Origin of the sequence: Methanobacterium sp. (assembly GCA_039666455.1) — an archaeon.
Classification (GTDB): domain Archaea; phylum Methanobacteriota; class Methanobacteria; order Methanobacteriales; family Methanobacteriaceae; genus Methanobacterium_D.
In genome coordinates this window covers 145,318-169,457 of sequence record JAVSLW010000010.1, presented here as the reverse complement: position 1 = coordinate 169,457, position 24,140 = coordinate 145,318, and the positions used below count along the sequence as shown (strand labels likewise).

The window sequence follows — 24,140 nt, the reverse complement described above, 5'->3', positions numbered from 1 at the left end:
TAGGTGGTTATCCATCTTATGGCTCAACTTTCATCAAGCAGACTGACTGGCCATATAACAAGAAGATCAAAGAAATGGGTTTAATTTACAGCGTTGGCCCTGTTATTAGCTTAGTACTGGCCTCCTGCTTTTTAACTCTATCCTACCTGGCAAATACTGGGTGGCCTGTAACCTTGGGAATGGTCGGGTTTTGGGTGAACTTTGCACTTGCTCTATTTAATTTGATTCCGATATTTCCTTTTACACCATTTGACGGCAGGAAGATATTTCTTTGGAATAAAATTGCCTGGTCGTTGTTGGTTATATGGCTAGTTGTTCTGGTTATATTTGGGAAATAAACACCCCACTGTTCGCATTATCGCCTAACAGCGGATAAAAGGAAAATCAAAGATTTCCCCAAATTCAAGCGAGGAGTTAAATATGAAAAAACATAAATGGCAAGCATACAATGAGTTTGCATGGACTGATCCAATCATTGCTCCACCTGAGGAATATGTAGAAGAGACAGAGGTATTTAGCAGGGTAATCAAAGATCATTCAAAATCCAAAACAAAAACCTTGCTTCATCTTGGTTGTGGTGCAGGTGGCAATGATTACACCTTTAAAAAACATTTTAAAGTAACAGGGGTGGACTTGAGTCCCGGTATGCTTGAAATTGCAAGAAATTGCAATCTGGAAGTGACATATCACCATGGTGATATGAGAACAGTAAAATTAGGCGAATGTTTTGATGCAGTTGCTATTCCTGATTCTATAGGTTATATGACCACGGTAGAAGACCTCAAAAGTACAATTATTACAGCATACAACCACTTGAAACCAGGCGGTGTACTCTTAATTGTAGCTAATATCAAAGAAGAGTTCATAGAGAATAATTTTGTTTATACTGGTTCTAAAGGAGATATAGAAATCACAATTTTTGAAAATAACTATATTCCAAACCCTGCTCTGACGATTTATGAAGCAACACTTATCTATTTGATTCGTCAAAAGAGTAAACTGAGAATTCACACTGAATGCCATACATTAGGCATTTTCAATTTGAAAACATGGCTTGATCTTTTAAAAGAGGTAGGATTTGAAGTAAAACAAATGAAAATGGAACATCTGTATGACCGTTTTATTATGGAAGATGGTAAATATCCTCTCATGGTGTTTGCATGTGTCAAACCATTAGATAAAAGTGTTAGGAGGATTATATATGACCAATCAGGTAAGTAAGCTTGGAAAAGTAGAAGGAAAGTTACTTTTTAAATCCATTTCTTTCCTTGCATTAATGATTGCTATAACATTCATTGGTGCAGGACGCATCGATTACTGGCAGGGATGGGTGTACAATGGATTGAACATTATTTTTATATTGCTCTCCCATTTCTTACTACCTCCCGAATTAATAAATGAAAGGTTAAAACCTGGAAAAGGCATGAAGAGATGGGATAAAATCATCTATATTGTTTCTGTACCTGTCTTTTTTGCGACTCTTATAATATCAGTCTTTGATGGTGGGCGTTTTACATGGGAACCACGAATCCCTATTTTTATAGTCATCGTCGGAATTGTGGTGTATTCAATAGGGCAGATAATCATATTATGGGCAAAAAAGGTGAACAAATTCTTTTCATCTGTTGTTCGTATCCAGAAGGATAGGGGACAAACAGTTTGTAAAAGCGGTCCATATCACTACCTTAGACATCCAGGATACTTTGGAGGGATACTTTTTATAATTGCTACACCATTAGTTCTTGGTTCATTCTGGGGATTAATTCCATCGGTAATTGCAGTGTTTTTGCTTGTTATAAGAACCTACCTTGAAGATGAAACCCTGCAGAGAGAATTAGAAGGATACATGGAATATACAAATGAAGTAAGATACAGGCTGTTACCTGGAATCTGGTGAATATTGAAATATTTGAAAATGATTTAAAACGGCTCTAAAATCCCTTCTTCAGTAATGATACCAGTAATCAAATCGCTGGGCACAATATCAAATGAAGGATTCTCTACTTCTGTTCCTTCAGGTGCAACTCGGCATTCTCCGAAGTACATAACTTCATTGGGATCTCTTTCTTCTATTTCAGTATCATATATGGAGTTTTCAAAGTCAAATGTACTTTTTGGCGCTGCAACATAAAATGGGATGTTAAACCTTTTTGCAGCAAGGGCAACCATTAAAGTGCCTATTTTATTAGCTACTCCTCCTTTTGCAACTCTATCTGCCCCTACAATAACTTTATTAACTTTTCCAGCCTGCATCATGCGTCCTGCTGCGCTATCAACGATTAGCTTAACTGGAATTTTCTCCTGCTGCATTTCAAAGACACTGAGCCTTGCGCCCTGACAAAATGGCCTTGTTTCATCACATATGACCTTTATTTTTTTGCCTTCATGGAACGCAGCTCTAATAACACCTAAAGCTGTTCCATAATCTACACAGGCAAGTGCACCTGCATTACAATGGGTTAAAATAGTATCTCCATCGTCAATTACTTTTGCACCATGTCTTCCAATGGCTTTATTTGTTTCAATATCTTCATCATACATTTTTAAAGCTTCATCAAGTGCATTATCTGAATTATGTACTCTATCAACTGCCCAGAAAAGATTTACTGCTGTAGGACGTGCTGCTTTAATTTCTTCACCTGTTTTTTCAAGGTCTTCACCTGCCAGTTCTGCAAGTGCCATACCAAAGGCTGCTGCAACTCCTATTGCTGGAGCGCCCCGCACTTTCATGGTTTTAATGGCATAAATAACATCTTTGTGGGTTTTACATTCAAAGTAAGTGATTTCATCAGGTAGTTTAGTTTGATCCAGTAAAAAAAGGTGATTATTTTTCCAGTACATTGTCTTCATGTTCTGCCTCTACCAAAATAGTTTAATAATGGCTCATTGGAGTCATATCAAGGTGTTTGTCCTTTTTACCAGGAACTCCATATGCATCTGCCCTGCATTGGCTGCATGCTCTAAATACTGGGATTATCTCCTCAACCTGGTCTCTTACCTGACTTATCAGTGTGCAGCCTGGTTTTTCATAGTCTTTGAACTTGTTAAGAGGTATCAGTGGAATTACATTCATAAGTGATGCGCCTCTTTTTTTAGCTTCTCTGGCTATATCCACGATATGATCTTCATTTAATCCCGGAATCAGCACTGCATTTACTTTAATAACGATTCCCTTTCGAGCCACCTTTTCTATTCCCTCAAGCTGATTTCTGGAAAGTATTTCAAACCCTTCTCTGCCTCTGTAAATCTTTCCATCATAAAAGACTCCTGCATAAATCTCCTCTCCAATTTCAGGGTCAACAGCATTTACAGTAACTGTAACTGAATTAATCTTAAGTTCGGCCAGTAAATCAGCCTTATCGGGTAATAAAAGTCCATTTGTACTCATACATTTTATGAGGTCTGGAAATTCCTCACCAGCCCTTTTAAAGAACTCAAATGTTTCTTCATTAAAAAGGGCATCTCCCGGACCAGCAACACCGACGACAGATATGGGCATTTCTGCTGTAACCTTTCTTACATGTGCTATCGCATCATCCACGGTCATTACTCTTGAAGTAACTCCTGGACGAACTTCACATTTGTTTATATCTCTTGTACAGAAATTACACTGAATATTACATTTAGGTGCAATTGGAACGTGGATTCTTCCAACTTTATCGTGCATTTTCTCGTTAAAGCAAGGGTGTACCTTTGTTATGTGGGCAAATTTACTTTCTCTCATACCTCATCCTCCAAGCTTTTAATCATTTCTTCCTGCTTTTTAATCCATTCTTCTTTAATAATCTCATCAGAACATACCATTGCAATGATATCTTCCTTAGAATAATGTCTGATAACCTTAAAACCTTCAGGGATAATCCTGAATATGGCGTCGTATATCCTTTTTTTCAGATCTTCTTTTGGGTCGTGAATTGCCAGGCCCTTAAGCTCTGTCTTTGGATCATTGATAATTACTTCAAACCTGCTTGGCTGCCGTATTTTTTCTCTCCCCTCTATTTCCCATAGTTTTTGAAGCAGTTCTGGAAGATAGGTTTCATCTTTAACTCTTATATATGTCATATTTTCATTTTCATCGTATTTATATTCTGTAAAATCATCGATAGTAACTGGAGATGTGATCTTTTCATATTTAACTGCAATTATAAATACTGGTTCTCGGGGGTCTACAAAGACTTTCATGTCCTTTATTGCCCTCCCAATCTGTACATCCTGCAGTATCTGCCTTATTATCATCTCATAAACTTCTGCACCCTGTGGATCATAACATTCAACTAACATTTAAATTCTCCAGAGCTATTTTTTCCCCAGTCCAGATACTAAAAGTGCAGCTCCAACAGCGCCGATATGCTGGGAATTTTCAGGTACGATAATTTCAATACCACCCAGTACAGTGCTTACAGCTTCTACAAGTCCTTCTATAAGAGATGTCCCCCCAACCTGAATTACAGGTTCTCGAACATCGATTTCCTGGAGCTGCTGTTCATAAACCTGTTCAGCAACAGAATAACAAGCAGCGGCGGCTACATCTTCCTTTGAACCTCCAGCAGCAAGTGATGTGACCAGATCCTGGATACCAAATACTATGCAGTAACTGTTTAATAAAGCTTTTTTGAAGTTTCCTTTTAATGCCAGGGCTCCAAGTTCGCTAATGTCCACCCCCAGTCTTCTTGCAGTTATTTCAAGGAATCTTCCCGATGCTCCTGCACAGATCCCCCCCATGGTGAAGTTATCAGGAATACCATCGTTAACAGTAATAACCTTATTGTCCATTCCACCAATATCAAGAACTGTAGCTTCACCTTTCTGCCGACCTGCCAAGTATACAGCTCCTTTTGAGTTTACACTCAGTTCTTCCTGGATTAATGCCGCACCAAAATGTTTTCCTATGGTTAGTCTTCCATATCCAGTTACTCCCATTCCATCGATATCATCTAACCCGTATTCTGTGTCTTGAAAGGCAATATCCATCCCATCTTGAGCAGATTTTATAACATCGATTGTAGGAACCCAGCCGGTTCCAAGTATTTTATCATTTTCCATTAAAACCACTTTGGTGGTTGTGGAGCCTGAATCTATTCCAAGGGTCAGGCCTTCCTGTTTTTCACGTGCAAGCAAGCTTTTTCTATCTACAATGGTGGATAAAGCCTCCATTCTTATAAAAAGCTCATCAGCCTTTGTTCTTTCTGTAAATGAATAAGTTACAACCGGTAAATTTGTGTTTTGCTGGATAAAACGTCTGATTTCATTTCTTACAAGTGCGCCTTCAGCACATCTAAAGCATGTTGCAATGAAAACAGCGTCTGCATCTGATTTTCCCTCAACCAGGGATATTGCTCGTGCTATCATCAGATGTATGCTTGAACTTGCAGCAGTAAAACCGAATTTATTGTATGCTTCCTCAATGTAGTCCAGATCTGCTTCTGGAATAACTATTTCAGCACCAAATGTTCGAGCGGCTTTTTCAATCTCCTTTTGAATACCGCTGTATTCTGTCCCACACGATAACTGTGCTATTTTAACCATCTTTTTCCTCCAGTTTGTCTAAGAATGTGTTAATAGTGTTTACCATTTCTATTGCTTCTTCCTTTGATGCTGGGTATCGAAGTTCTAAAATAGGAATGTTTTTCTTTCTTAAACAGTACATCGAAAGTTCATTTGTTCTTGCACACCCCACACATCCAAATCCGTATGGTGCTTCTTCCATTATAATTGCAGCATCTGCTTCATCAATTAAAGGACCAAATATGGCCATTCTTCCCCTAACACCTGATGGAACTTCAATTGCCGCATATTTAAGCCCTTTTATAGGTTCTTCTTCAGTAATGTTAAATGGTGGTGAATCAATTTCAGGATCTATAACCTTCTTTCTGATTTCCTTTTGTAATGCCAGGGCTTCGTGCCCCTTTCTTTCAACTAAATCTGCGAGTATTAAGGAGTTAGGAGGAAATATAGCTACTTTAATAAAACTCCCCCCGTGGCTCTTCTTTAATTTCCGCTGGTCTTCTTGTAATGTGCATAAGATCACTGAACACTCCTCTGGTTATGTCAACAAGTCCTAATGCACAAATAACTTCATCATTCTCTTTTATTGGTACAACGATAACAGGAATTCCTTTATATACTCCTCTTTCTGGAATTTCCTGGATTATTCTACCTTCAGAAAGTACTTTTTCCAAGACCGGACCAGTATACTCATAATCAATTATTTTTCCCTCTTCAATTCTAACTCCCGTGGAGTTTTTTGTCCTCATTGTTGTGGGCAATTTATGTACAAGCTCGTGAACAGCAAGTGCAAATGGCGCTATTTCCTTACCAGTTGAAAAAGGAGTTATCTGCATTTTATCAAGCCTCTTTATTTTTATGGGTTAAAAAGATAAAAATTATTCACATTCTTCAATGATCTTTTTAAGCAATTCAGGATCAATTTTACATGGTTTTTCCACATACACTCCCCTGGGCTTTGCAAGCGCTTCACTTACACCTTCAAGAAGCTCAAATTCCTTTTCAAGCTGATGAAAACCTTCTCTTGCAGCCCCTCTTTTAGCTCTGCATCGTCTTGGATCGCCTGGAGGAAACCCTCTATCCTTAGTAAAAATATTGTAAGGGTCTAATTTCCTTATTTTCTCCACGGCGTCCATGACAACATCTTCCGGGCCATGAACCATAGCTCCGTAACATGTTGACTTAATGGTAAGTGGAAGTTCCAGCATATGGAGTTTCTGGACAAGTTCTGCCTGATTTATCTTTGCAGAAGGTCCTAATATTATCATCCGGGTCACATCCAAATTTTCAAGATCTGGCGACATAAACAATATCTCCCTCTTTAAATTTCTCAAGATTCTCCAATCCCTTAACCACCATCCCCACAACATTAGTACCATCAAAAGGCTCTCCTATAGAGTCAACCTTTTTTTTAAAAAGGTTGATCAAAAACTCGGGATCCTGACTTGTACATATTATCATCCGGGTCACATCCAAATTTTCAAGATCTGGCGACATAAACAATATCTCCCTCTTTAAATTTCTCAAGATTCTCCAATCCCTTAACCACCATCCCCACAACATTAGTACCATCAAAAGGCTCTCCTGTAGGTCCAAATTCATCATTATCCTCAAATCTTACCCCTACCATCCCCACATGCCTCCTGGACATGTTGGTTATACCAATCTGACCTGCGGTAATGCATTTTGAGGGAATATTTTCTGGAATTAATCCTCTTGCATCTTTTGATCTTCCCTCAAACATCATTACTTTCATTCCAGGAAATGCGAAATGAACTTTAAGGGATCCTATTGGTGAATCTACAAGGCCTGTAAGTTTCTTGAAATACCATGAAGACCGGGGAGCCATGTCATCTATATCAATATAAATTATTTCATCTTTGTTTATTCCAAGAGTTTTAACTTTTCCTTCTTTGATTATATCCATTGTAAATCCTGGTTCCTGCCTTACAATTATCGCATCATCATTTTTTAGTCCTTCACGTATATGTTCCACCCCTTTTGAGGATAAATATTTTTCTGCTTCCTCCTGGGTCATGGAAAGGGTCATTATTCTTTCAGGGTCAGATTTAAATGTGATATAATCTCCAGTACTGGCTATATCTAAAAGCTGCATCCCCTTTTCAACATGCCCTATTACTGTATGGGATGGGGTTGAGACACGGTCCTCCCTGTAAATATAAACGCGGCCAACTCCCTTGCCGCTATTTCTAAGAGTTACGGTGCCTCTTCTTCTTTGATCAATGAATTCAGTTCTTTTTTGAAGCCCCTGTAATTTGTAAAATCCCACAAAGGAGTTTGAATCATAATCTACATGAATTTTACCGGATTGTGACAATGCAAAGAAGTGTTCTGCAGAATCTGGTGATTTAAATTCGGTTTTAACAAGCACATAAGTAAATATTTCATTTCCTTCAGTTACCATCGTTTCTAGATCAGTTATCGTAGCACTTTTAACTGTGCTGCTTCTTTCTATAACAGGTTTAACCTCTTTTATTAAGTCATCATCAGTAATATTATATAGAGTCCTTTTTCCACCAATAACTCTGGCGAATATTCCCCTGTTTTCTTCAGGAGATCCGTAAACTGCTTTATGCTTAGATTTACTGAAAATAACATGGGTTGCATCTGCAGTGAATCCTGAAAGGCTTATTATAACGTCCCACTTTTCATATTGATGTTCATTCTTTGTTGGAGTAAGTTCAGACTTTATTGGACCCATTGAAACTTCGTTGGATGTTGTCCAGCGTATCCTGTGAGCTCCAAACTCTTTATACATGTTTTTCCATGTTTTAATCAAATTAGGAGCTGTTTCTAACAATTCAATTATTATGCTCCCCCTGGTAGTTTTGATTTTGTATTTATTGACGTGCCTTTCAATTTCTTCCTTACCTTTAACAACACCAAGCACGCAACCATCCATATAAGGTGCTTTCGCTGTTTCAATCGCATCCCTAATGGTAGAACCTTCAGGAAGCTCTATTTCTTCACTGTTAACCCTTACAAACATGGGAACTCCTCATGAACTTTATAAATAATTTATCTTGGCTGCTTAAATTTTTTAGCACCATCTTTTGCAATGACTATATTAATTTACAAAAATTAATACTAACTTTTTATTATTTTCTAAATATTTAAAAACTTTTAAAAGTATTTTAAGTTCAGGGAAATTATCAATGATTACATCATGCTTGAAATTCTTTCTTTAATACCTGCTATTATATCCTTTTTAAAGTCAAAAAGAAGTTCTTTTTGTCCTTTATGAGTTAGATACATTTTTTCCTCTTCTATAATTTCCCCACAAACAGATGAACTTATATTCACCTCTTCAAGTAATTTAACACATCTTTGGACTTTATCTTCTGGTGATGTTAAAACAAATCCTGCTCCTGGATAGAGTTTCAGCCACTGGTCCCATCCAATGCTTTTGTTTCGAGGTATTTTTCCAACTTCAACAACTGCACCTTTTCTGGATGTTTCAAGAAGCATTCCAAGAGTACCAAGCGTTCCAGGGTTGCTTATATCCCGTCCTGCAGTAACGAGCTTCAGATGCCCTATCCTATTCATTACCTCGATTTGAGCCTGTACAAGCTCATTACTTTTCATTGTTGTTGTATCCCAGTTTAAATCAAATTTTGGGTGTATTTCACCGTTAATATCAATGGCTACAATGATTTTATCCCCAATTTGTGCTCCGCAGCTTGTAATAATATCATTTTTATCTACAATTCCAGTAATAGAAACATCCAGGGCATTGTAAGGTGTGTCTGGATGATGGTGACCCCCCACCATAGGTACTCCGAATTTTTTCACCCCATCTTTTATTCCATTCATAATTTCGCGGCGTATTTCATCGTTCTGTGTAGATAAGACATTTACCATGCCAATGGGCTTACCTCCCATCGCTGCTATGTCATTAACGTTTACAAGGACAGAACAGTACCCTGCCCAGTAAGGATCAGCTTCCATGAGCTTCCCCCATATACCATCGGCTGCAAGAAGAACTAATTTTTCATCTCCAATGTCTATTGCAGATGCATCATCACCAAAACTTAAGAAAGTATTTCCCGCAATGTTATAGGTATCATCCAAAATACTGGTAATATTTCTTATGGTATTTTTTCTTTTAATCCCTTCAAAATTCTGGATAGAGTCAATGAGAGCGTTTAAATCCAATTATCCACCTCAGTCTTCTTTTATTTTATATTTACTGGCGGTATTGTTTATTATCTGTAGTATTTCATTTTTAAAAGTTTCGATATTTTCTATTTCAATGATTTCTTTTCTATTAAAAAGCTTATCGAAAATTATGTCACCAGTAATATCATCAAAACCTGGTTCCAGTTCAATTATCAAGGATTCAGGTGATTTAAACCCCTTTTCCACAACCTTATCTATATCCCCATCTGTGATCCCAATTATAGGAATTCCAAATCTGTACAGAATATCGCCTGCAAGTAAAGTTGTATCATCTCCAACTGTTACTACATAGTCAACATTTTTTAATTTATAAACATCTTCTGCTCTATGATTTAGGAAAGCAACACAAAACTTACTGCTATCTTTACATGGATTTATAACTCTTGGAATTACTTCTGATCTTCTAAGAAGTCCAGTTTTAATTATTGCTGATTTTAGATCTACTTCTCCCAGTTTTTCTACGCCGTGCTCTTTAAGTTCGCCTCCGATTATTCTGGTTATGGTTCCATCTTCAACTACTAAAGTTACATCTTTTGAAGTTGATTTTCCAATAACAAGACCATTAACAAATATATTTTCTCCCTTGCAAACCCCATAAACCTTTCTCATAGTTTTTGAAACATGATTAGGGTCTATTTTTGAGGTGATTTCTCCAGGTTTAACAAGTTTTAATTTCATCTCTCGGCCGATAGTTTCTGCAAATTCAGTTAGTGAATCCTGCCATGGAATGACGCTGCCATTTGTTTCTCCAGGTCTTTCGATTTGTATGAGTGGTGGATTGGTTTTAGTTCCTTTAAAAACTTTAAATCCAAATGTATGGCCCGTAATGCTGGATTTACCATAATTAATCAGAAAAATAACATCAAATTCTTCTTCTACAAATTTATTAATAGATTGACTTGGAAGCAGCTTCTCGCTTATATCAATTACATTTTCAAGTTCTGCATCGTGAACTGCTGTTCTACCCATCGTTCCTCCAAGACGTGCTTTTACTTCCCCATAATCTTTTAATAACTTCAAAATTCTCTCTGCATGGCCAGAATCAACTATATAAGGTCCATGCACAACCACACCTATTTTCATTATTGAATGTTTGGCAGATGACATATTAAAATTATTGTTATTTTTCATTTTTTAAGTTTCATCCTCTTTTTGTAAACAGGAGACCCACAAATCTCGCAGTCTTCAAAACCATAATCAGAAGGATATTTCTTTTTACATCCCCTGCAGATTTTAGCCCAGTTATATATTTCTTTGATTCCCTCAGTTAAAACACTTCTATATGACATATTAATAGTTTTAAGTGTATTTTGCATGGAATAATCATCAGTTACTACAGTAGGTGTATATCCTTTTCTTTTAAGCTTCAGTGCAAGAGCTATGAGGTTTCGATCAACACAAGAAAGTCTTAAAATGTCTCCTGATGATTCAATGATTTCACTGGTTTTTTCGATATCTTCATCTTCTCCTTCTTCTACATGTACATGTCCATTTTCTATGGCTGATTGAAGTAATAATAATGATTTTAAGTCTTTTATTTCTAAAATAACATCACTGGTTGTAAAATTAGAATAACTCTTCGAATAGAAGCCCCCTATGATTGCAGACGCATCCAGAACATAAATCCTTTTTTGCATAATATCATTTCTCTGTTTTTTAAAATAATAAATATTACCTGAATTCCTGTTTATTCTGGCAAAAAGAAGGATTTTTAATCCATTGATATATTACATTGCAGAAAGTTTTTATTATATGAAGTACATAAAACTATCATGGGAGGGTATAATTAAGACTGAACTTAATTTTTTCCGCAAAAAATCAAACCGCCTCTGATTTGGATTTAACGCCCTCCCTATTTCTAAATTCTTCTTATTTATTTTACCGCAATTTAACGCATTATCTAAATCTAATGCCTTTATCATGGTTTGTTAGAATTATATATAAATCTTTTGTTTTTAAAATGCCTTTAAATTCCCTTTAAAGTTTATTTTAATTTCATTAATTAGTTTAACCCCATGATTATTTATTTTTTATAGATTTGAACTCTAATTTAAGGATTCATCACCCTGTTTGTCTTTGAAATTTCATTGTATGTACAACAAAATATAAAAGAAATAAAAAATATAGCCTCCTATGTATATTAATTAATAATTAAAAACTCAAACTGGAAATTATGGCTTTAATAACCTTTTAAGGAGAAATGGTCAACTATTTAATGGTGATTTTATGAAAAGCAAGAGTATGAATGAGCATAAAAAAAGAGCCCCTGAATCTGTAAATGTGGCAGTAATTACACTAAGTGACTCTAAATACAGAGATTTTTTAAATTTTCAAAAACTGGAAAATAATAGTGATGTATCTGGAAAACTAATTAAAGATGCTTTAAATGAAAAAAATAAAGTTGTTTTTTATTCAGTTATACCAGACGATGCTGGGATTCTTCTTTCAACAATAAACCATGTTATAGAAACCTATGACGTTGATGTAATTATTACTACTGGAGGGACAGGAATTGGGCCCCGTGATATAACTATAGAAACATTAAAAGGTGTTTTTGATAAGGAATTGAACGGTTTTGGTGAGATTTTCAGATATGAGTCATATAAAGAGCTTGGAACCGGGGCAATTTTAAGCAGGGCAGGAGCAGGAGTTTATAAAGGAAAATTGATTGTTTCAATGCCTGGTTCACCCAACGCTGTTAATCTGGCCTTAAAAATTATTTTACCTGAGATGGGGCATCTGGTAAAGCATTTAAAGGAATAAGTATCGAAGTTTAACTTTCTTTAAAATCGTTGATTGAAAGGAGCGGTTCTAAAAGGATCCCCTCTTTTTCAAGATTTTCTATAGCTCCTTCATCCCTATCAACAATCACCACAGCTTTTTTTACATCCCCCCCATTTTCTTCAATGGCTTTAACTGCTTTTAAGAGTGAATCACCAGTAGTGGTAACGTCTTCCACTACAACTACAGAATCTCCTTCTTCAAGAGTCCCCTCAATAAGTTTGGAAGTACCATAACTCTTTTTTGCCTTTCTTATCATAAGCATGGGGATTTCTGATTCAAGAGAAATTGCAGTGGCAATGGGAACAGCTCCAAGTGCAGGACCTGCTATTTTATCTATTTTTTCCGAGGTTATACTGTTTGAGACAATTTTTGCTATGGTTTTCAGTATTTTAGGGTCTGTAACAGCCATTTTCATGTTTACATAGTAATCGCTTTCTTTCCCTGATGAGAGTGTAAATTTACCAAATTTTACAACTTCTTTGTTTCTTAGAAGTTCTATGAGTTCTATTTTTTCGCTATTCATCCTGCATCACTAAACTCGCTGGTCTTTTTTAGAAAATTTTGAAACACCCACGAAATCTTTCAAAAACATAGTTTTTGCAAGCTTTGATTTTTGAAGGTAACTAAATTCTCCTTGGAACTCTTTCACATAACCTGCAGACACCTTTTTTGATATTATAACATTCTCCGCACACTATGTTTCCACAAAGAGAGCATGTATACATTTTTCCAACCCTTCCACAAATATTGCATATTCCCTTAACTTCCAAAATTTTCGATTTTGAAGGTTCAAAAAATCTCTGATTTTTTTCAACTTCCAGATAAACATCCCCATCATTTGGACTTTAAAAAGTAGATTGAGTTTACTAAATCCCTAATTCATGTGCTTCTAATCCAGGCTCATCTATATGTTCTTTAAGCAGTATTTTATCTCCAATTTGCTTAACCATGTCATATGGAATGACATTTTCTTCTCTGGATATACCTATACTTTCAGATAAGCCTCCCTTCCCCACTACAATTGCTTCAATTTTTTTAGTGCCCAGATTTACTTCAATGTCTTTTACTTTACCGATTACAGTTGCTGAACTGTCCAAAACTTCTTTTCCAATAATTTGTTCGGCTACTCTCATTATATCACCTTTTTTTACACGTGAACATAAAAAGTATGTTCATCTCCATTTATGGTTATCAATAATTAAGTTCTACATGATACTTATACTTTCATAATTTATTTTTAAAAGAATAATAGGATTTAAATTGATTTATTTTTGCTATATAACTAATTATATGGATTTAAATTGAGTTATATATTTCATATTTTCTTTTATTTATCTAACCTTTTCCATGATCGCAAAGTTTAAATATCAAAAATATAACATATAACATAAATCATAAAACATAAAGGTGAGGATTGAATGGGAGCAATCACAGTATGCATTCCTGATGAACTTGAAATTGCATTTAGAAGGATTGCAAGGAAGAAATACGGCGATAAACAGGGCAAATTATCTCGTGGAGCTACTGAGGCTCTTTATGACTGGTGCAGGAAGGAAGGATTTGAATATCTATATATGGAAAATGAAAATATCACCTGCGAGTAATTCAGCAGCCATTAATCCTCCACTAAAGAGGTGATTAAATGCTTGATTTAGGAATTCAAAAAGGAAATATCAGTTTTGAAGATGAAGACTATGAAACTATCTATCTTTCTGATGTGGAAGTAGGAAACGAAATAACTGGAGAAATTTATATATCAGAATTGAAAACAAAGGAATTTAAAGGAAACGAGTTCCAGCAGTTCTATTTAATAATTACAGACCGTGAAAACAAACAGAAATGGGTTTGTGGAATAAATACTTCAGTATATACCAATGATGGTATTGTATCAATTTATGGTGCTAAAGGCGGTAGAGTTTACCAGTTAATCGACAGTTTAAGCCACGCTTTAAATGGTACTGAATTAGAGCAGCTTGAAAGTTATTCCGTGGTTTTTAACACATTCAGAGAAACAATAAACGAAAAGGTAGAGAAAGTAACAGTTAAAGCAGTTCAGCCAAGCAACCCTAATGCCAAAACTCCTAATTTGAGTGTAGTTGAGGCTGTCGAAAAACTGTAGGTTTTTTGAAAATATATCCTCATCGAGAACCAATAATCATAATACTCGTCTTAACATTAGTAGTTGCATTTAAAACTAACACCAGCCACAGAATAAGTGCCATCATCACTATTGACTTCAGTAATATTACCTGACATCTGCAAATCCTGCAAGGAGACACATCTATCTTGAACTAATCAAAACCACATCTCCCCTACTTTTATTCCTATAAATATTTTAATAGCTCTTCCTCTGATAGTCTGCATTTTTTCTGCTGACAGTTGCATGCTGGCTGGTGCTGGTACACTGGCTGATAGTTGCTGTCCTTGATAATCTCCATTTCTTCGCTTGTCAAAGCTGTGCCGCACGTACCAGGCCATGCATTGTTGTCCCTGATGTATCTGTGCCCGCAAGAACTATCAGTTCCTGCTCTGTAATATTGAAACCCATGTTCTGCAGGACGGTCGCAAGTGCAGCCGGTCCACAACTGAAATCACTGCTCTGCATTACAATTCCACTGGTATCTATTTGTGGAATTGTAAGGTTTTCTGTGGTATCATTTTCTAAAACAAAAACGCCATTGTTCTCTAAATTATCATTCGAAAGCTGCACTTCTGCATCTGTGACCGGGTCATTTGCTGAAGTCACAGGAACTTGCAAATCTGCACCTGTGGCCTGATCATCTGCTGGTGCAGGATCATTATTTCCTATCGGCCCTATAGCTGTATTTGACGTTTCTGTGGTCATGTTTTGTCCTGTGCTTGTGTTATTTTCGTTTTCTAATATCTGTACTGCCGATTCAGCAGTACCTTTTCCTTTAACTGCCATTGCATCGGCAGTTTCACCATGCGGAATAGCAATTGCTGGCGCCGTCCCTATAATAAGGATCGCAAGCAAGACTGCCATCATTTTTTTCATTCTATTCATGCCTCCTACGTGTTTTAAATTTTGGAAATATGGTTTTAAAGCTGTACATTGTTAAAAAACCATACTTTACTAACTTCCCATTATAGGAAGTTATGTACACATAAATTTTTCATGCCATATAAATTTAACCATTTTAACGTTGTTTTAGCAGGTTTAAATTGCTCTAACAGAACAATATTGTCCTGTAAGTACAAAGAATTTTTATATATTATAAATTATAAAAATAGCCAAGTTATAAATTATATTTAGAAATCTTTAATTAACTTTCAACGTGATTAATACAGAGAAATAATAACACAAAAAAACAAGAAAATTAAACACTAATTTTCAGCGAATATGCCAGTGTGACTTATTTAAACAGAAAAAAATTAATTTAATGGATACTGGAGCGGAAATACAGTTAGCCTGCTAAAACAGATAACTGGATAATTTGAACCTGCTGATTTAATGCAGTTATTTAAAAATGAAACAGAGAGGTCTGTTTTTCTTTATGATCATTTTCTTTTTTAGATGGATCATTCCTGCTTGATTTTTCATCGCCGGATTTTTCCTTCTTCGCTGCATCACTACTTTTTTTAACTTTTTTTGTGGATTTTGAAGATTTAGTTTCTGTTTTTATTTTTGATTCAGGTATTTTAACCTTCCTTGATCTAAAAAGCTTGACTTCATCGTCTTCCAGTCCAAAGTACATCATCATGTTATAGGCAATTTCATTGTCCTGAAACATCACTTCAAAATATGGAAATTGAGATATAGCTACTCTTTTTGAGGTGTGAAGCTTTCTGGCTATTTTACCGGCAACTCTATCCTGTAAATCTCTTTTACTCCTGCTTTTAGAAAGCATAGTATAAACAGATGAATTTGCATAACGTGCAAACTTTTTATAGCTTTCTTCTTTTGAAAGAGCAACTCCAACGCTCATAAAATCATAGGCATATTTCCAGTAAGTGTAAGCGCGGGTTGAAAAAGCTCTTCCCAGGTAGATATCAGCTTCAGAAACCATTTCATAGGCTTTTTCTATCTCCCCTTTTTTTTCATATTCACGGGGGATATTTTCAGTAACTATTTCAAGTAAAAGAGATGGATCAGCTTCTATTTGACGCATAGCAGCCTTTATTCTGGATGGATTTTTACTTTTAAGAATTGTTCTTGCTGCATCAAAAACTGTAGCTCTTTCATCTTTCTGTGCTATAAGCTCAAGGTCTTTAGAAGTTATTTTTTCCTCACCGCCAGCTATTATTTCAAGATCATTAACAGCAGACCTTAAATCCCCCTTTGACCGTTTGGCCAGTTCCCTTAAAACATGTTCTTCAAATTCTACCCCTTCCTTAACACATATTTTCTTTAGAAGAGATACTATAGAGTTAGTATGTATCTTACGAAGATTTATAACCTTACATTTAGGCTTAAAACTTTTAATTCTGTTACTGTAAGGATCATTGGCCATCATTATGATTGGTTGGGTGATATCCTTAATTATTTTATTTATAGCCTTTGATCCGCCCCGATCTTCGTTCCCATGGAGTCCATCAACCTCGTCAAGTATTATTAACTTTAATCTGGATCCAAACAAGGTTTTTGAGGCTGATGCTTCTCCCACAATACTCATAATAGCATCATAAGACCTTTTATCACTTGCATTTAATTCTATAGAATCTGAAAATTCCTCTGCAATTAAACCTGCAAATGTAGTTTTACCTGTGCCTGGAGGACCTACAAGTAAGAGGCATTTTTGAGGATTACCTGCCTTCCAGTCTTCCACCCACTGCAGAATCTCTTTTTTCGCCTTCAAATTCCCCAGAACTTCATCAAAGTTTTTAGGGCGGTATTTTTCTGTCCACAACATTTAATCTGCCTTTGATTTTAATAAAAATTTTGCAAGAAGAGCTTCAAGTTGTATCCGAGGATTTGAACCTTCTCTAATTCTGAAATCGTATTCACCTATGCTTTGAATTAGATCCACATATACATTATTTTCAATGAGACTTTCCATAGACATTCTGGAGACTTCCTGATAAATCTGTGTTATCATGTCCTCTCCACTGGTGCCCTGAATAACCATAACTTCTCTTAAAAGGTCTCTTGAACCTAAGAAATCTCCATTTAATGCCATTTTCACGATTTTTCTCACATCCCGAGGTTTTGCCTTGGATACGATTTCGTATATGCTGTCGTCTGTGATTTCCTCTGTAGTGGATGCAGATGCTTGAAGAATATTTATGGCTTTTCTTAAATCTCCTTCAGCAAAATAAACAATGCTTTCAATTGCACTTCTTGTTACTTTAAGATTCTCTGCTTCTGCTATTAATTCCAATCTCAAAATTATCTGGTTACCTTTTACAGGAGCAAACCGGAATATAGCACATCTTGATTGGATAGGGTCAATGATCTTGGATGAGTAATTACATGAGAGAATAAATGATGCAGTTTTAGTGTACATCTCCATTTCTCTTCGAAGTGCATGTTGAGCATCTTTTGTCATGTTGTCCACTTCATCAAGGAACACTATTCTAAATGGAGCTCCCACAGCTTTTAAACGGCAGAAGTTTTTAATATAGGTTCTTACGGTGTCTATTCCCCGGGCGTCTGATGCGTTCAATTCCATGAAATTCTGCCGCCAGTATTCCCCTAAAATTGATTTTGAAAGTGCAATAGCTGTTGTTGTCTTTCCAACACCTGCAGGTCCTGTAAACATTAAATTAGGCATACTTTGTTCTTCAACATATTTTTTAAGGCGCTCTACTATGTGATCCTGACCTACAACTTCATCTAAATTACCTGGTCTGTACTTTTCAACCCATGGTCCTTTCATTTAATCACCATTAACTTTTTTTTGATAGTATTACATTAATTTAAAAATTTAATTCAGGGGTTTGGTAGAAATCATTGAATTATAATGTTTAAATAGCTTTTTTATCTGTATTATGGTTTGTTAAAAATAGATATAAAATTTATTGTTTGAGGAAAAATGTAATTAAAAAACCTGATTTTAAAAACAAGATTAAATAAATGTATTATTATTCTATTGGGGGCTCATCAGGTGTATTTAATTTTAATATTTCAGTTAAATTATTATATTTAATTAAACACATATTAATTACATGAAATTAAAATATATTGAAACTGGAATCGTTTTCTTAGTTGTTGTTGTGGTTGCACTTTGCAATGGCAGGAATTTCCTTGATTTTAGGGACAATACACGGAATCCTGGCACTTTCAATCCATTTAAACTATTAACTTAAATTTGATCGCATGCCCATTAATTATCCATTAACTACCCAACATTTTTTTATTTCTAATTTTCATAGAATTAACTGTTATTTAACAAATCAATGAGTTCATGATGTATTTTATCTTTAATTCCCAGTTCTTCCAGGGGTTTCCCATAAGAACGGTTAATTATCTTGAATTCTCCTCGAACCATCCCTCTAAAGGCATCGAAACCCATGACTTTACCGTAATTTTCTGTTATAATTCTAATAATCCTGCTGAAGTCAGTAATAAGTGTTTTTTCTCGTTTATCTAAAGGTATATTTTTACTATTTTCTCTTATTTTATCAAAATCAATAGAAGAGTTACTTTTCACCTCAACTCCTTTAAGAAGAGTTTTACAGTCTTCCAGTGGTAAAAATCTCTTTATAAGGCCTCTTGCAGGAGATACACCCATGATCTTACTTGCTCCGATTGACATTGCCAAAAATATAGACTCATAAATATCCAGAACTAAATTAATTCTTTCTTCTGGATCTTCCGGTACTTGTACTGTGTCAGGTAACTTTGGAAATGAAATAGGAGGTTTAATAACTGGAATACTGCTTTCAGGCTTTTTAATTTCTTCATAAACTTCCTTTTGAACTTCAATTTCAGGAGCCATTTCCTCATCTTCTATTTTAACTTTCAGAATTTCTGTAAGTTTCTCTTTGGCCTCTTTAGAATCAAGGGATTCAAATTCTGGTGATTCCCTTATTTCATCTAATTTTTCACTCCCCACCACTTTATCAAACGCTTCTGCTATACCTTCATTTTCAGCAATTTTTTCAATAACTTCTTTTATTTCTTCATGTCCGATGTCTTCGGCTTCAATAATTTTATCAATCTCTGACTTTTCTGGAACTGGTTCAGCAAAAGCTATCTCTTTTGTAAGCTCTATTATGTCTTTGGCTGCTTTTTTTGCTGAAATCATTACAAATCCAAGGTTTGCTGATGCATCCATGAGCAAAATAAGATGTACGTTTCCAGGACGTAAAAATAAAGCTTTTCCTTCCTTTGACTCAACCAGAACTCTCTCTATCTGTCCTTGATTTGCAGAACCAAGCAATCTTTTGGATGAACTTGTGATCACATGTGCCATTGGCCCAAAAAGAGAAGTATCAGTTTCACTGGACATGGTATGGCATATCACATTTCCACTGCTATTAGAAATTAAACTACTTTCTACGCCGTCGATCCTATTCAAATCCATCAGTATGTCCATTAGCTGGTTTTCAAGCTTTGAGTCCATATAACCACTTAGAAATTGAATATTATGTCCTGTTTTTTTATGTTTTTAAAACATTTTACCAAAAATACTATTCCTTTATTGTATTTAAATTCATTACAATTATTTTTATTTGAATTATCAGTTAATAATTATCAATTTAAAAAAAATAAAATAATTAAAAAACTTTATTCTGTTATAACACATGTCTTTTAAGGAGTGCACCTTCACTATCATGTATGTCCACAAGTAAAGGAGATTCTCCGTTTATCATGTGGGTGGCACAGGAAAGACATGGATCATAAGCCCTTATGATCATCTCAAGCTGGTTTTTAAGCCTTTCTGAAACTTCTTCGCCCTTAATCAGGGCTTTTGCAGTTTCCCGTACACCTATATCCATTGAAAGGTTGTTCTGGCCTGTTGAAACTATGAGATTGGCACGGGTTATGTAACCAGCATCATCAGTTTCATAATCATGGATCAGAATTCCTCTTGTAGCTTCAATCATTCCAACTCCTCTCCTTGATCCGCCGGATACTTTTGCCTCCTCCTTTGTCTGGAGGGATTCTGAAAGTCCCTGCCTTAAATCGGTTCCAGTTATTGAATCATCCTCAAGAAGCTTGACAGCTCTTTCAGAGGCGTACATTAATTCTATTAGGCGTGCGTAGTGATACAGGAGAGCATTCTGGGCAATTCCATATTGGTCTTTGTACTCGCTGAAAAGTTCAGAAGCTTTTTCAGTGGGAACATTCTCTGCGATGTTTAACCTTGCAAGCGGCCCAACTCTGTAGTTTCCTTCAGGAAATCCAATCTGTTTTAGATAAGGGAATTTTAGATAAGACCATGGCTGAACCTTCTCTTCAATGTAATCCAGGTAATCGTTTGCCTCGAACTGGTGGAGAGCATTACCCTCTTTGTCAATGATTTTAACCGGTGCATCGTAAAATTCTATATTTCCATTGTTGCTTAAAGCTCCGAAACAGGATTCAACAGGACCTAAAAGTTCTATTGTTTCACTGTACTCTTTAAATAATGGTTTAGATGCTTCAATACCTTTTTCTACTAATTCTACTGCTTCTTTAGCCTGTGATAATAACCTGGATCTTTCTTCCTCACTGATTCCTTTGGACTGGCCTCCAGGTATGGCTGTAACAGGACTTATAGGTTTACCTCCAACCACAGCTGTTATGTACTGTCCTATCTTTCTGGTGTCTATTGCCATTTTTGCAAGGGCCGGATCTTTTTTAAGAATGCCTACAATGTTTCTAAGTGCAGGATCAGATTCAGGACCCATTATAAGGTCAGGAGCCCCCAGGAAATAGAAGTGGAGAGAATGGGAGTGAATGTACTGACCTAAAAGCATCAGTTCTCTTAATTTTTGAGCGGTTTCAGGAGGTTTGAGTCCAAACACCTGATCGGTTGCTTTAGCAGCGGCCAGGTGGTGGGCGGTTTGACATATACCACATATACGTGGAGTTATTCGTGGTGCTTCCTCCACAGCAGCGCCTTCCAAAAATTTCTCAAAACCTCTTATTTCCATCACATGAAAATGCGCATCTGAAACGCTTCCAGAGTCATCTAATTGAACTGTAATTTTTGCGTGTCCTTCAATTCTACTTACAGGGCTTATTTCAATATTTTTCATATAATATCACCTTTTATTTCCTGACAAGCTGAGGGATCAGTGAAACCTGTTTTTCCTCCATTATTGTGCTTCCAATCACAAATCCATATATAATATGCCCTATATCATAGATCTGCTTTTCAACATCCTTTTCAGGCATTTTAGAAAGATGAGCAATTCTTTTGACTATTCCATTGTATACATCGTGGCTCGGCTCTCTTAAAACATCCAGTGAAGGCCCACCGCAACCGTGACATTGAACTCCGGCTTCTGTACAGAGTGCACCGCATCTTCCAAGAGTTACTGAGCCCAAACATACATATCCCTGGCTTAAGAAGCATTGTCTTGGATCAGGCTCTCCTTCCACTCTTCTGTGGATTTTATCAAATTCCACATGGTCCATCCATCTTTGACAGTCTGCACAGACACTCTTTTTAGGAACATCTGGAACTTCACCATTTATTAAAGGCATTAGTATGTCTCCAGTTAACTTTTCTTTAGGCGGGCATCCGGGAATATAGTAATCAACTTCAGTAAAGTCTCCTGCAGGGTGTACGATGGGTAGAAGTTTAGGAACAACTTCTGAGGGCACATCTGCAGGCTCTGTACTTGGATTATCTGAATATGTACGTGATGTAACTTCTTCGGGACTGTATAAATCTGCCATTCCAGTTATGCCTCCATAACATGCACATGTCCCATAAGCAATTAGTGTTTTTGATTTCTCCCTTAATTCTTCGAGTCTTTCCTTATTTTCTTCGTTTCGAACAGACCCAGATACTATTGCTATATCAACGTCGTCAGGAATTTTTTTTGCATCAACTAATACTGGACTGTAAACAATTTCAGATTTTTCCAGTATTTTTAATAGTCCATCGTGTAAATCAAGAATAGAAATTTCACAACCTGCACAGCTTGCAAGTGCTTCCATTGCAATTTTAACCATTATTTACCACCCCATTTTATAGTCAGGGTTTTAAGACATGCATTTGGACCAACATGGTCTATGTCCAGTTTTCCTTTTATGCTCATAACTTCCTCAACTGCACCCACCATATATCCGTATAAAAGATAGCATAATGGCCCTTTTTGAGGGAGTCCTGTCCTCCTAAGTGTTTGTCTTACTACACAGTCCATAAATAGGAGCTGCACCACTGTTTCGTCGCCTTTTTCAATGGTGTATCCTTCTTGGCCTGCTGGCTTCCACATTTCAAAATAAAATTCAATTCCAAGTATTTCGCCAAGCTCCTTCATGGCCTTTTCAAGGTTATCTGTTTTTTCCATGAGTTTACCAGCTTCATGCCCCATTCTTTTTCCTGCCTGGTAAACGATTGCATTAGCACCACGTCCTGAAACCTGTTCCAGTGCACTGGACATTGAACCTACAAATTTCATTAAAACATGCAGTGCTTCTTCATAATCATCAATATCCCCACTGGTTTCTTTAGGAATTAATTCTGGTTTAAAATCGCCCCTTATATCTTCCCTTTCGATCTCCATTACAAATCCCTCATATTATTTTACTTAGAGCTTTGTTCACTTTTCTATCAATATAAAGCCTTTTAGCAACGTGTATGTCGTCGTGTTCAAGTGCCTGAGAAGGGCAGATCTCGTGGCATGAAAGACAGGCCATGCAATCTGCTTCGTTTATCACCACTGTTTTCCCATGTTCTTTATCTAATTCATACACATCGTTTGGACAGTCTTCCACACAGGAACCACACCCAACACATGCATCCTCGTCAACCTTTATTTTTACCATATTAATCCCCCAATTTTCCGTTTTCATTTTTTAAGAGGTTCTTAAATGACTGAACCTCTCTCTTATTTAAAGGTAGTTCCAAAAATTTAAAATACCTTTAGATATGTTTTTTAATATGAAATGTTTTTATTATTAAGGATTTATATTTGCTCCTTGTAGTCAATACCTGATAATAAGAAACCATTATCTGATAATAAAATAAATAAAAGATATTTACAAAAATAACGGCGCATTAATTAATTATATTGTGTTTTTAGTTTGGAAATCGTACATTGCTAATAAGATTTGTGAAAATTTCCTTTTTTCACTTTTAAAAATGAATAAAACTAAAAAGAAATTAGAAGTGGCAATACAAGTAGTTTTATCATCTTAAAATTTCTAATTCAGTTAAATAAAAATTTTTAAGCTTCATAATCTAAAATATCAGATTATTTTGTCTAAAATTTTGTTTACTTTTCTATCAATATAGAGTCGTTTAGATACATGGATGCCATAGTGTTCAAGTGCCTGGGAAGGGCAGATCTCGTGGCATGAAAGACAGGCCATGCAATCTGCTTCGTTTATCACCACTGTTTTCCCATGTTCTTTATCTAATTCATACACATCGTTTGGACAGTCTTCCACACAGGAACCACACCCAACACATGCATCCTCGTCAACCTTTATTTTTACCATATTAATCAATCCAATTTTTTAGAGTCTCTGGAAGGATTTTCCAGAGTTCAATTTTTCTGTTTTTTGTAAAAGGTTATATAGTGAATTT

30 protein-coding genes are annotated in these 24,140 nt (G+C 35.9%); 6 read left to right on the top strand and 24 right to left on the bottom strand.

Annotated features, from left to right (window positions below):
- From PQ963_03580 to PQ963_03570, 3 genes are all read left to right on the top strand, one after another.
- Positions 1-338, top strand: a 338-nt coding sequence (locus tag PQ963_03580; GenBank protein ID MEN4028748.1) for a hypothetical protein, incomplete at its 5' end; no start/stop codon positions are given.
- Positions 339-420: 82 nt separating this feature from the next.
- Positions 421-1,221, top strand: coding sequence for a class I SAM-dependent methyltransferase (locus PQ963_03575; GenBank protein ID MEN4028747.1), 801 nt, complete (start codon positions 421-423; stop codon positions 1,219-1,221).
- Positions 1,202-1,897, top strand: a complete 696-nt coding sequence (locus PQ963_03570) for an isoprenylcysteine carboxylmethyltransferase family protein (GenBank protein ID MEN4028746.1) — start codon at positions 1,202-1,204, stop codon at positions 1,895-1,897. Before PQ963_03575 ends, PQ963_03570 begins: the two co-directional genes overlap by 20 nt.
- Positions 1,898-1,920: 23 nt before the next feature.
- On the opposite strand, the gene mtnA is transcribed toward PQ963_03570, so the two are convergent.
- From mtnA to PQ963_03510, 12 genes are all read right to left on the bottom strand, one after another.
- The gene (gene mtnA / locus PQ963_03565; protein ID MEN4028745.1) at positions 1,921-2,850 is read right to left on the bottom strand and encodes an S-methyl-5-thioribose-1-phosphate isomerase; all 930 of its coding nucleotides are present in this window, start codon (positions 2,848-2,850) and stop codon (positions 1,921-1,923) included.
- 22 nt (positions 2,851-2,872) lie between these two features.
- On the bottom strand, positions 2,873-3,724 hold the full coding sequence (locus PQ963_03560) for a radical SAM protein (protein MEN4028744.1): 852 nt from the start codon (positions 3,722-3,724) through the stop codon (positions 2,873-2,875).
- A complete protein-coding gene (locus PQ963_03555; protein ID MEN4028743.1) occupies positions 3,721-4,281 on the bottom strand; it encodes a methanogenesis marker 17 protein in 561 nt (186 codons plus the stop codon). Before PQ963_03555 ends, PQ963_03560 begins: the two co-directional genes overlap by 4 nt.
- 15 nt (positions 4,282-4,296) lie before the next feature.
- Positions 4,297-5,526, bottom strand: a complete 1,230-nt coding sequence (locus PQ963_03550) for a methanogenesis marker 15 protein (protein MEN4028742.1) — start codon at positions 5,524-5,526, stop codon at positions 4,297-4,299.
- Positions 5,519-5,965, bottom strand: a complete 447-nt coding sequence (locus PQ963_03545; protein MEN4028741.1) for a methanogenesis marker 5 protein — start codon at positions 5,963-5,965, stop codon at positions 5,519-5,521. Before PQ963_03545 ends, PQ963_03550 begins: the two co-directional genes overlap by 8 nt.
- Positions 5,961-6,341 carry a DUF2111 domain-containing protein gene (locus tag PQ963_03540; protein ID MEN4028740.1) on the bottom strand — a complete coding sequence of 127 codons (381 nt, stop codon included), beginning with the start codon at positions 6,339-6,341 and terminating at the stop codon, positions 5,961-5,963. The genes PQ963_03545 and PQ963_03540 overlap by 5 nt, the downstream gene beginning before the upstream one ends.
- A gap of 42 nt (positions 6,342-6,383) precedes the next feature.
- The gene (locus tag PQ963_03535; GenBank protein ID MEN4028739.1) at positions 6,384-6,809 is read right to left on the bottom strand and encodes a methanogenesis marker 6 protein; all 426 of its coding nucleotides are present in this window, start codon (positions 6,807-6,809) and stop codon (positions 6,384-6,386) included.
- Complete coding sequence (locus PQ963_03530) at positions 6,793-7,002, bottom strand: hypothetical protein (protein ID MEN4028738.1); 210 nt, start codon at positions 7,000-7,002, stop codon at positions 6,793-6,795. The genes PQ963_03535 and PQ963_03530 overlap by 17 nt, the downstream gene beginning before the upstream one ends.
- A complete protein-coding gene (locus PQ963_03525; GenBank protein ID MEN4028737.1) occupies positions 6,986-8,515 on the bottom strand; it encodes a methanogenesis marker 3 protein in 1,530 nt (509 codons plus the stop codon). Before PQ963_03525 ends, PQ963_03530 begins: the two co-directional genes overlap by 17 nt.
- A gap of 170 nt (positions 8,516-8,685) precedes the next feature.
- Positions 8,686-9,681, bottom strand: a complete 996-nt coding sequence (locus PQ963_03520; protein ID MEN4028736.1) for a methanogenesis marker 2 protein — start codon at positions 9,679-9,681, stop codon at positions 8,686-8,688.
- A gap of 9 nt (positions 9,682-9,690) precedes the next feature.
- Entirely contained in the window at positions 9,691-10,788 is a 1,098-nt protein-coding gene (locus tag PQ963_03515) for a DUF2117 domain-containing protein (GenBank protein MEN4028735.1), read from the bottom strand.
- Between the two features lie 44 nt (positions 10,789-10,832).
- Complete coding sequence (locus tag PQ963_03510) at positions 10,833-11,342, bottom strand: ribonuclease VapC (protein MEN4028734.1); 510 nt, start codon at positions 11,340-11,342, stop codon at positions 10,833-10,835.
- A 589-nt stretch (positions 11,343-11,931) separates the two neighbouring features.
- On the opposite strand from PQ963_03510, the gene PQ963_03505 reads away from it, so the two are divergent.
- Complete coding sequence (locus PQ963_03505) at positions 11,932-12,468, top strand: MogA/MoaB family molybdenum cofactor biosynthesis protein (GenBank protein ID MEN4028733.1); 537 nt, start codon at positions 11,932-11,934, stop codon at positions 12,466-12,468.
- A gap of 10 nt (positions 12,469-12,478) precedes the next feature.
- Here the strand turns inward: PQ963_03505 and pyrE are convergent, their stop codons facing one another.
- Both pyrE and PQ963_03495 read right to left on the bottom strand, forming a co-directional pair.
- A complete protein-coding gene (gene pyrE, locus PQ963_03500; GenBank protein MEN4028732.1) occupies positions 12,479-13,012 on the bottom strand; it encodes an orotate phosphoribosyltransferase in 534 nt (177 codons plus the stop codon).
- Between the two features lie 343 nt (positions 13,013-13,355).
- A complete protein-coding gene (locus tag PQ963_03495) occupies positions 13,356-13,622 on the bottom strand; it encodes a PRC-barrel domain-containing protein (GenBank protein ID MEN4028731.1) in 267 nt (88 codons plus the stop codon).
- A 285-nt stretch (positions 13,623-13,907) separates the two neighbouring features.
- Here PQ963_03495 and PQ963_03490 point away from each other — a divergent pair, with 285 nt between their 5' ends.
- Both PQ963_03490 and PQ963_03485 read left to right on the top strand, forming a co-directional pair.
- A complete protein-coding gene (locus PQ963_03490) occupies positions 13,908-14,093 on the top strand; it encodes a hypothetical protein (protein ID MEN4028730.1) in 186 nt (61 codons plus the stop codon).
- Positions 14,094-14,131: 38 nt separating this feature from the next.
- Positions 14,132-14,608 carry a hypothetical protein gene (locus PQ963_03485; protein MEN4028729.1) on the top strand — a complete coding sequence of 159 codons (477 nt, stop codon included), beginning with the start codon at positions 14,132-14,134 and terminating at the stop codon, positions 14,606-14,608.
- Between the two features lie 176 nt (positions 14,609-14,784).
- On the opposite strand, the gene PQ963_03480 is transcribed toward PQ963_03485, so the two are convergent.
- The 10 genes from PQ963_03480 to PQ963_03435 all read right to left on the bottom strand — a co-directional run bounded on the left by PQ963_03480 (position 14,785) and on the right by PQ963_03435 (position 24,052).
- A complete protein-coding gene (locus PQ963_03480; GenBank protein MEN4028728.1) occupies positions 14,785-14,967 on the bottom strand; it encodes a hypothetical protein in 183 nt (60 codons plus the stop codon).
- Positions 14,939-15,505, bottom strand: coding sequence for a cysteine peptidase family C39 domain-containing protein (locus PQ963_03475; GenBank protein MEN4028727.1), 567 nt, complete (start codon positions 15,503-15,505; stop codon positions 14,939-14,941). Before PQ963_03475 ends, PQ963_03480 begins: the two co-directional genes overlap by 29 nt.
- 466 nt (positions 15,506-15,971) lie before the next feature.
- Positions 15,972-17,360, bottom strand: a complete 1,389-nt coding sequence (locus tag PQ963_03470) for a replication factor C large subunit (GenBank protein ID MEN4028726.1) — start codon at positions 17,358-17,360, stop codon at positions 15,972-15,974.
- Positions 17,361-18,326: a replication factor C small subunit gene (locus tag PQ963_03465; protein MEN4028725.1), complete on the bottom strand. Its 966-nt coding sequence runs from the start codon at positions 18,324-18,326 to the stop codon at positions 17,361-17,363.
- Between the two features lie 498 nt (positions 18,327-18,824).
- Positions 18,825-20,015 carry a roadblock/LC7 domain-containing protein gene (locus tag PQ963_03460; protein MEN4028724.1) on the bottom strand — a complete coding sequence of 397 codons (1,191 nt, stop codon included), beginning with the start codon at positions 20,013-20,015 and terminating at the stop codon, positions 18,825-18,827.
- A 172-nt stretch (positions 20,016-20,187) separates the two neighbouring features.
- Positions 20,188-21,636 carry a Ni/Fe hydrogenase subunit alpha gene (locus PQ963_03455; GenBank protein ID MEN4028723.1) on the bottom strand — a complete coding sequence of 483 codons (1,449 nt, stop codon included), beginning with the start codon at positions 21,634-21,636 and terminating at the stop codon, positions 20,188-20,190.
- A 13-nt stretch (positions 21,637-21,649) separates the two neighbouring features.
- Positions 21,650-22,561 (bottom strand): F420-nonreducing hydrogenase, encoded by a 912-nt coding sequence (locus PQ963_03450; protein MEN4028722.1) that lies wholly within the window; start codon positions 22,559-22,561, stop codon positions 21,650-21,652.
- Positions 22,561-23,115, bottom strand: a complete 555-nt coding sequence (locus PQ963_03445) for a hydrocarbon binding protein (contains V4R domain) (GenBank protein ID MEN4028721.1) — start codon at positions 23,113-23,115, stop codon at positions 22,561-22,563. The genes PQ963_03450 and PQ963_03445 overlap by 1 nt, the downstream gene beginning before the upstream one ends.
- A 10-nt stretch (positions 23,116-23,125) precedes the next feature.
- Positions 23,126-23,377 (bottom strand): 4Fe-4S binding protein, encoded by a 252-nt coding sequence (locus PQ963_03440; protein ID MEN4028720.1) that lies wholly within the window; start codon positions 23,375-23,377, stop codon positions 23,126-23,128.
- 423 nt (positions 23,378-23,800) lie between these two features.
- Complete coding sequence (locus tag PQ963_03435; GenBank protein ID MEN4028719.1) at positions 23,801-24,052, bottom strand: ferredoxin family protein; 252 nt, start codon at positions 24,050-24,052, stop codon at positions 23,801-23,803.
- Positions 24,053-24,140: the final 88 nt, after the last annotated feature.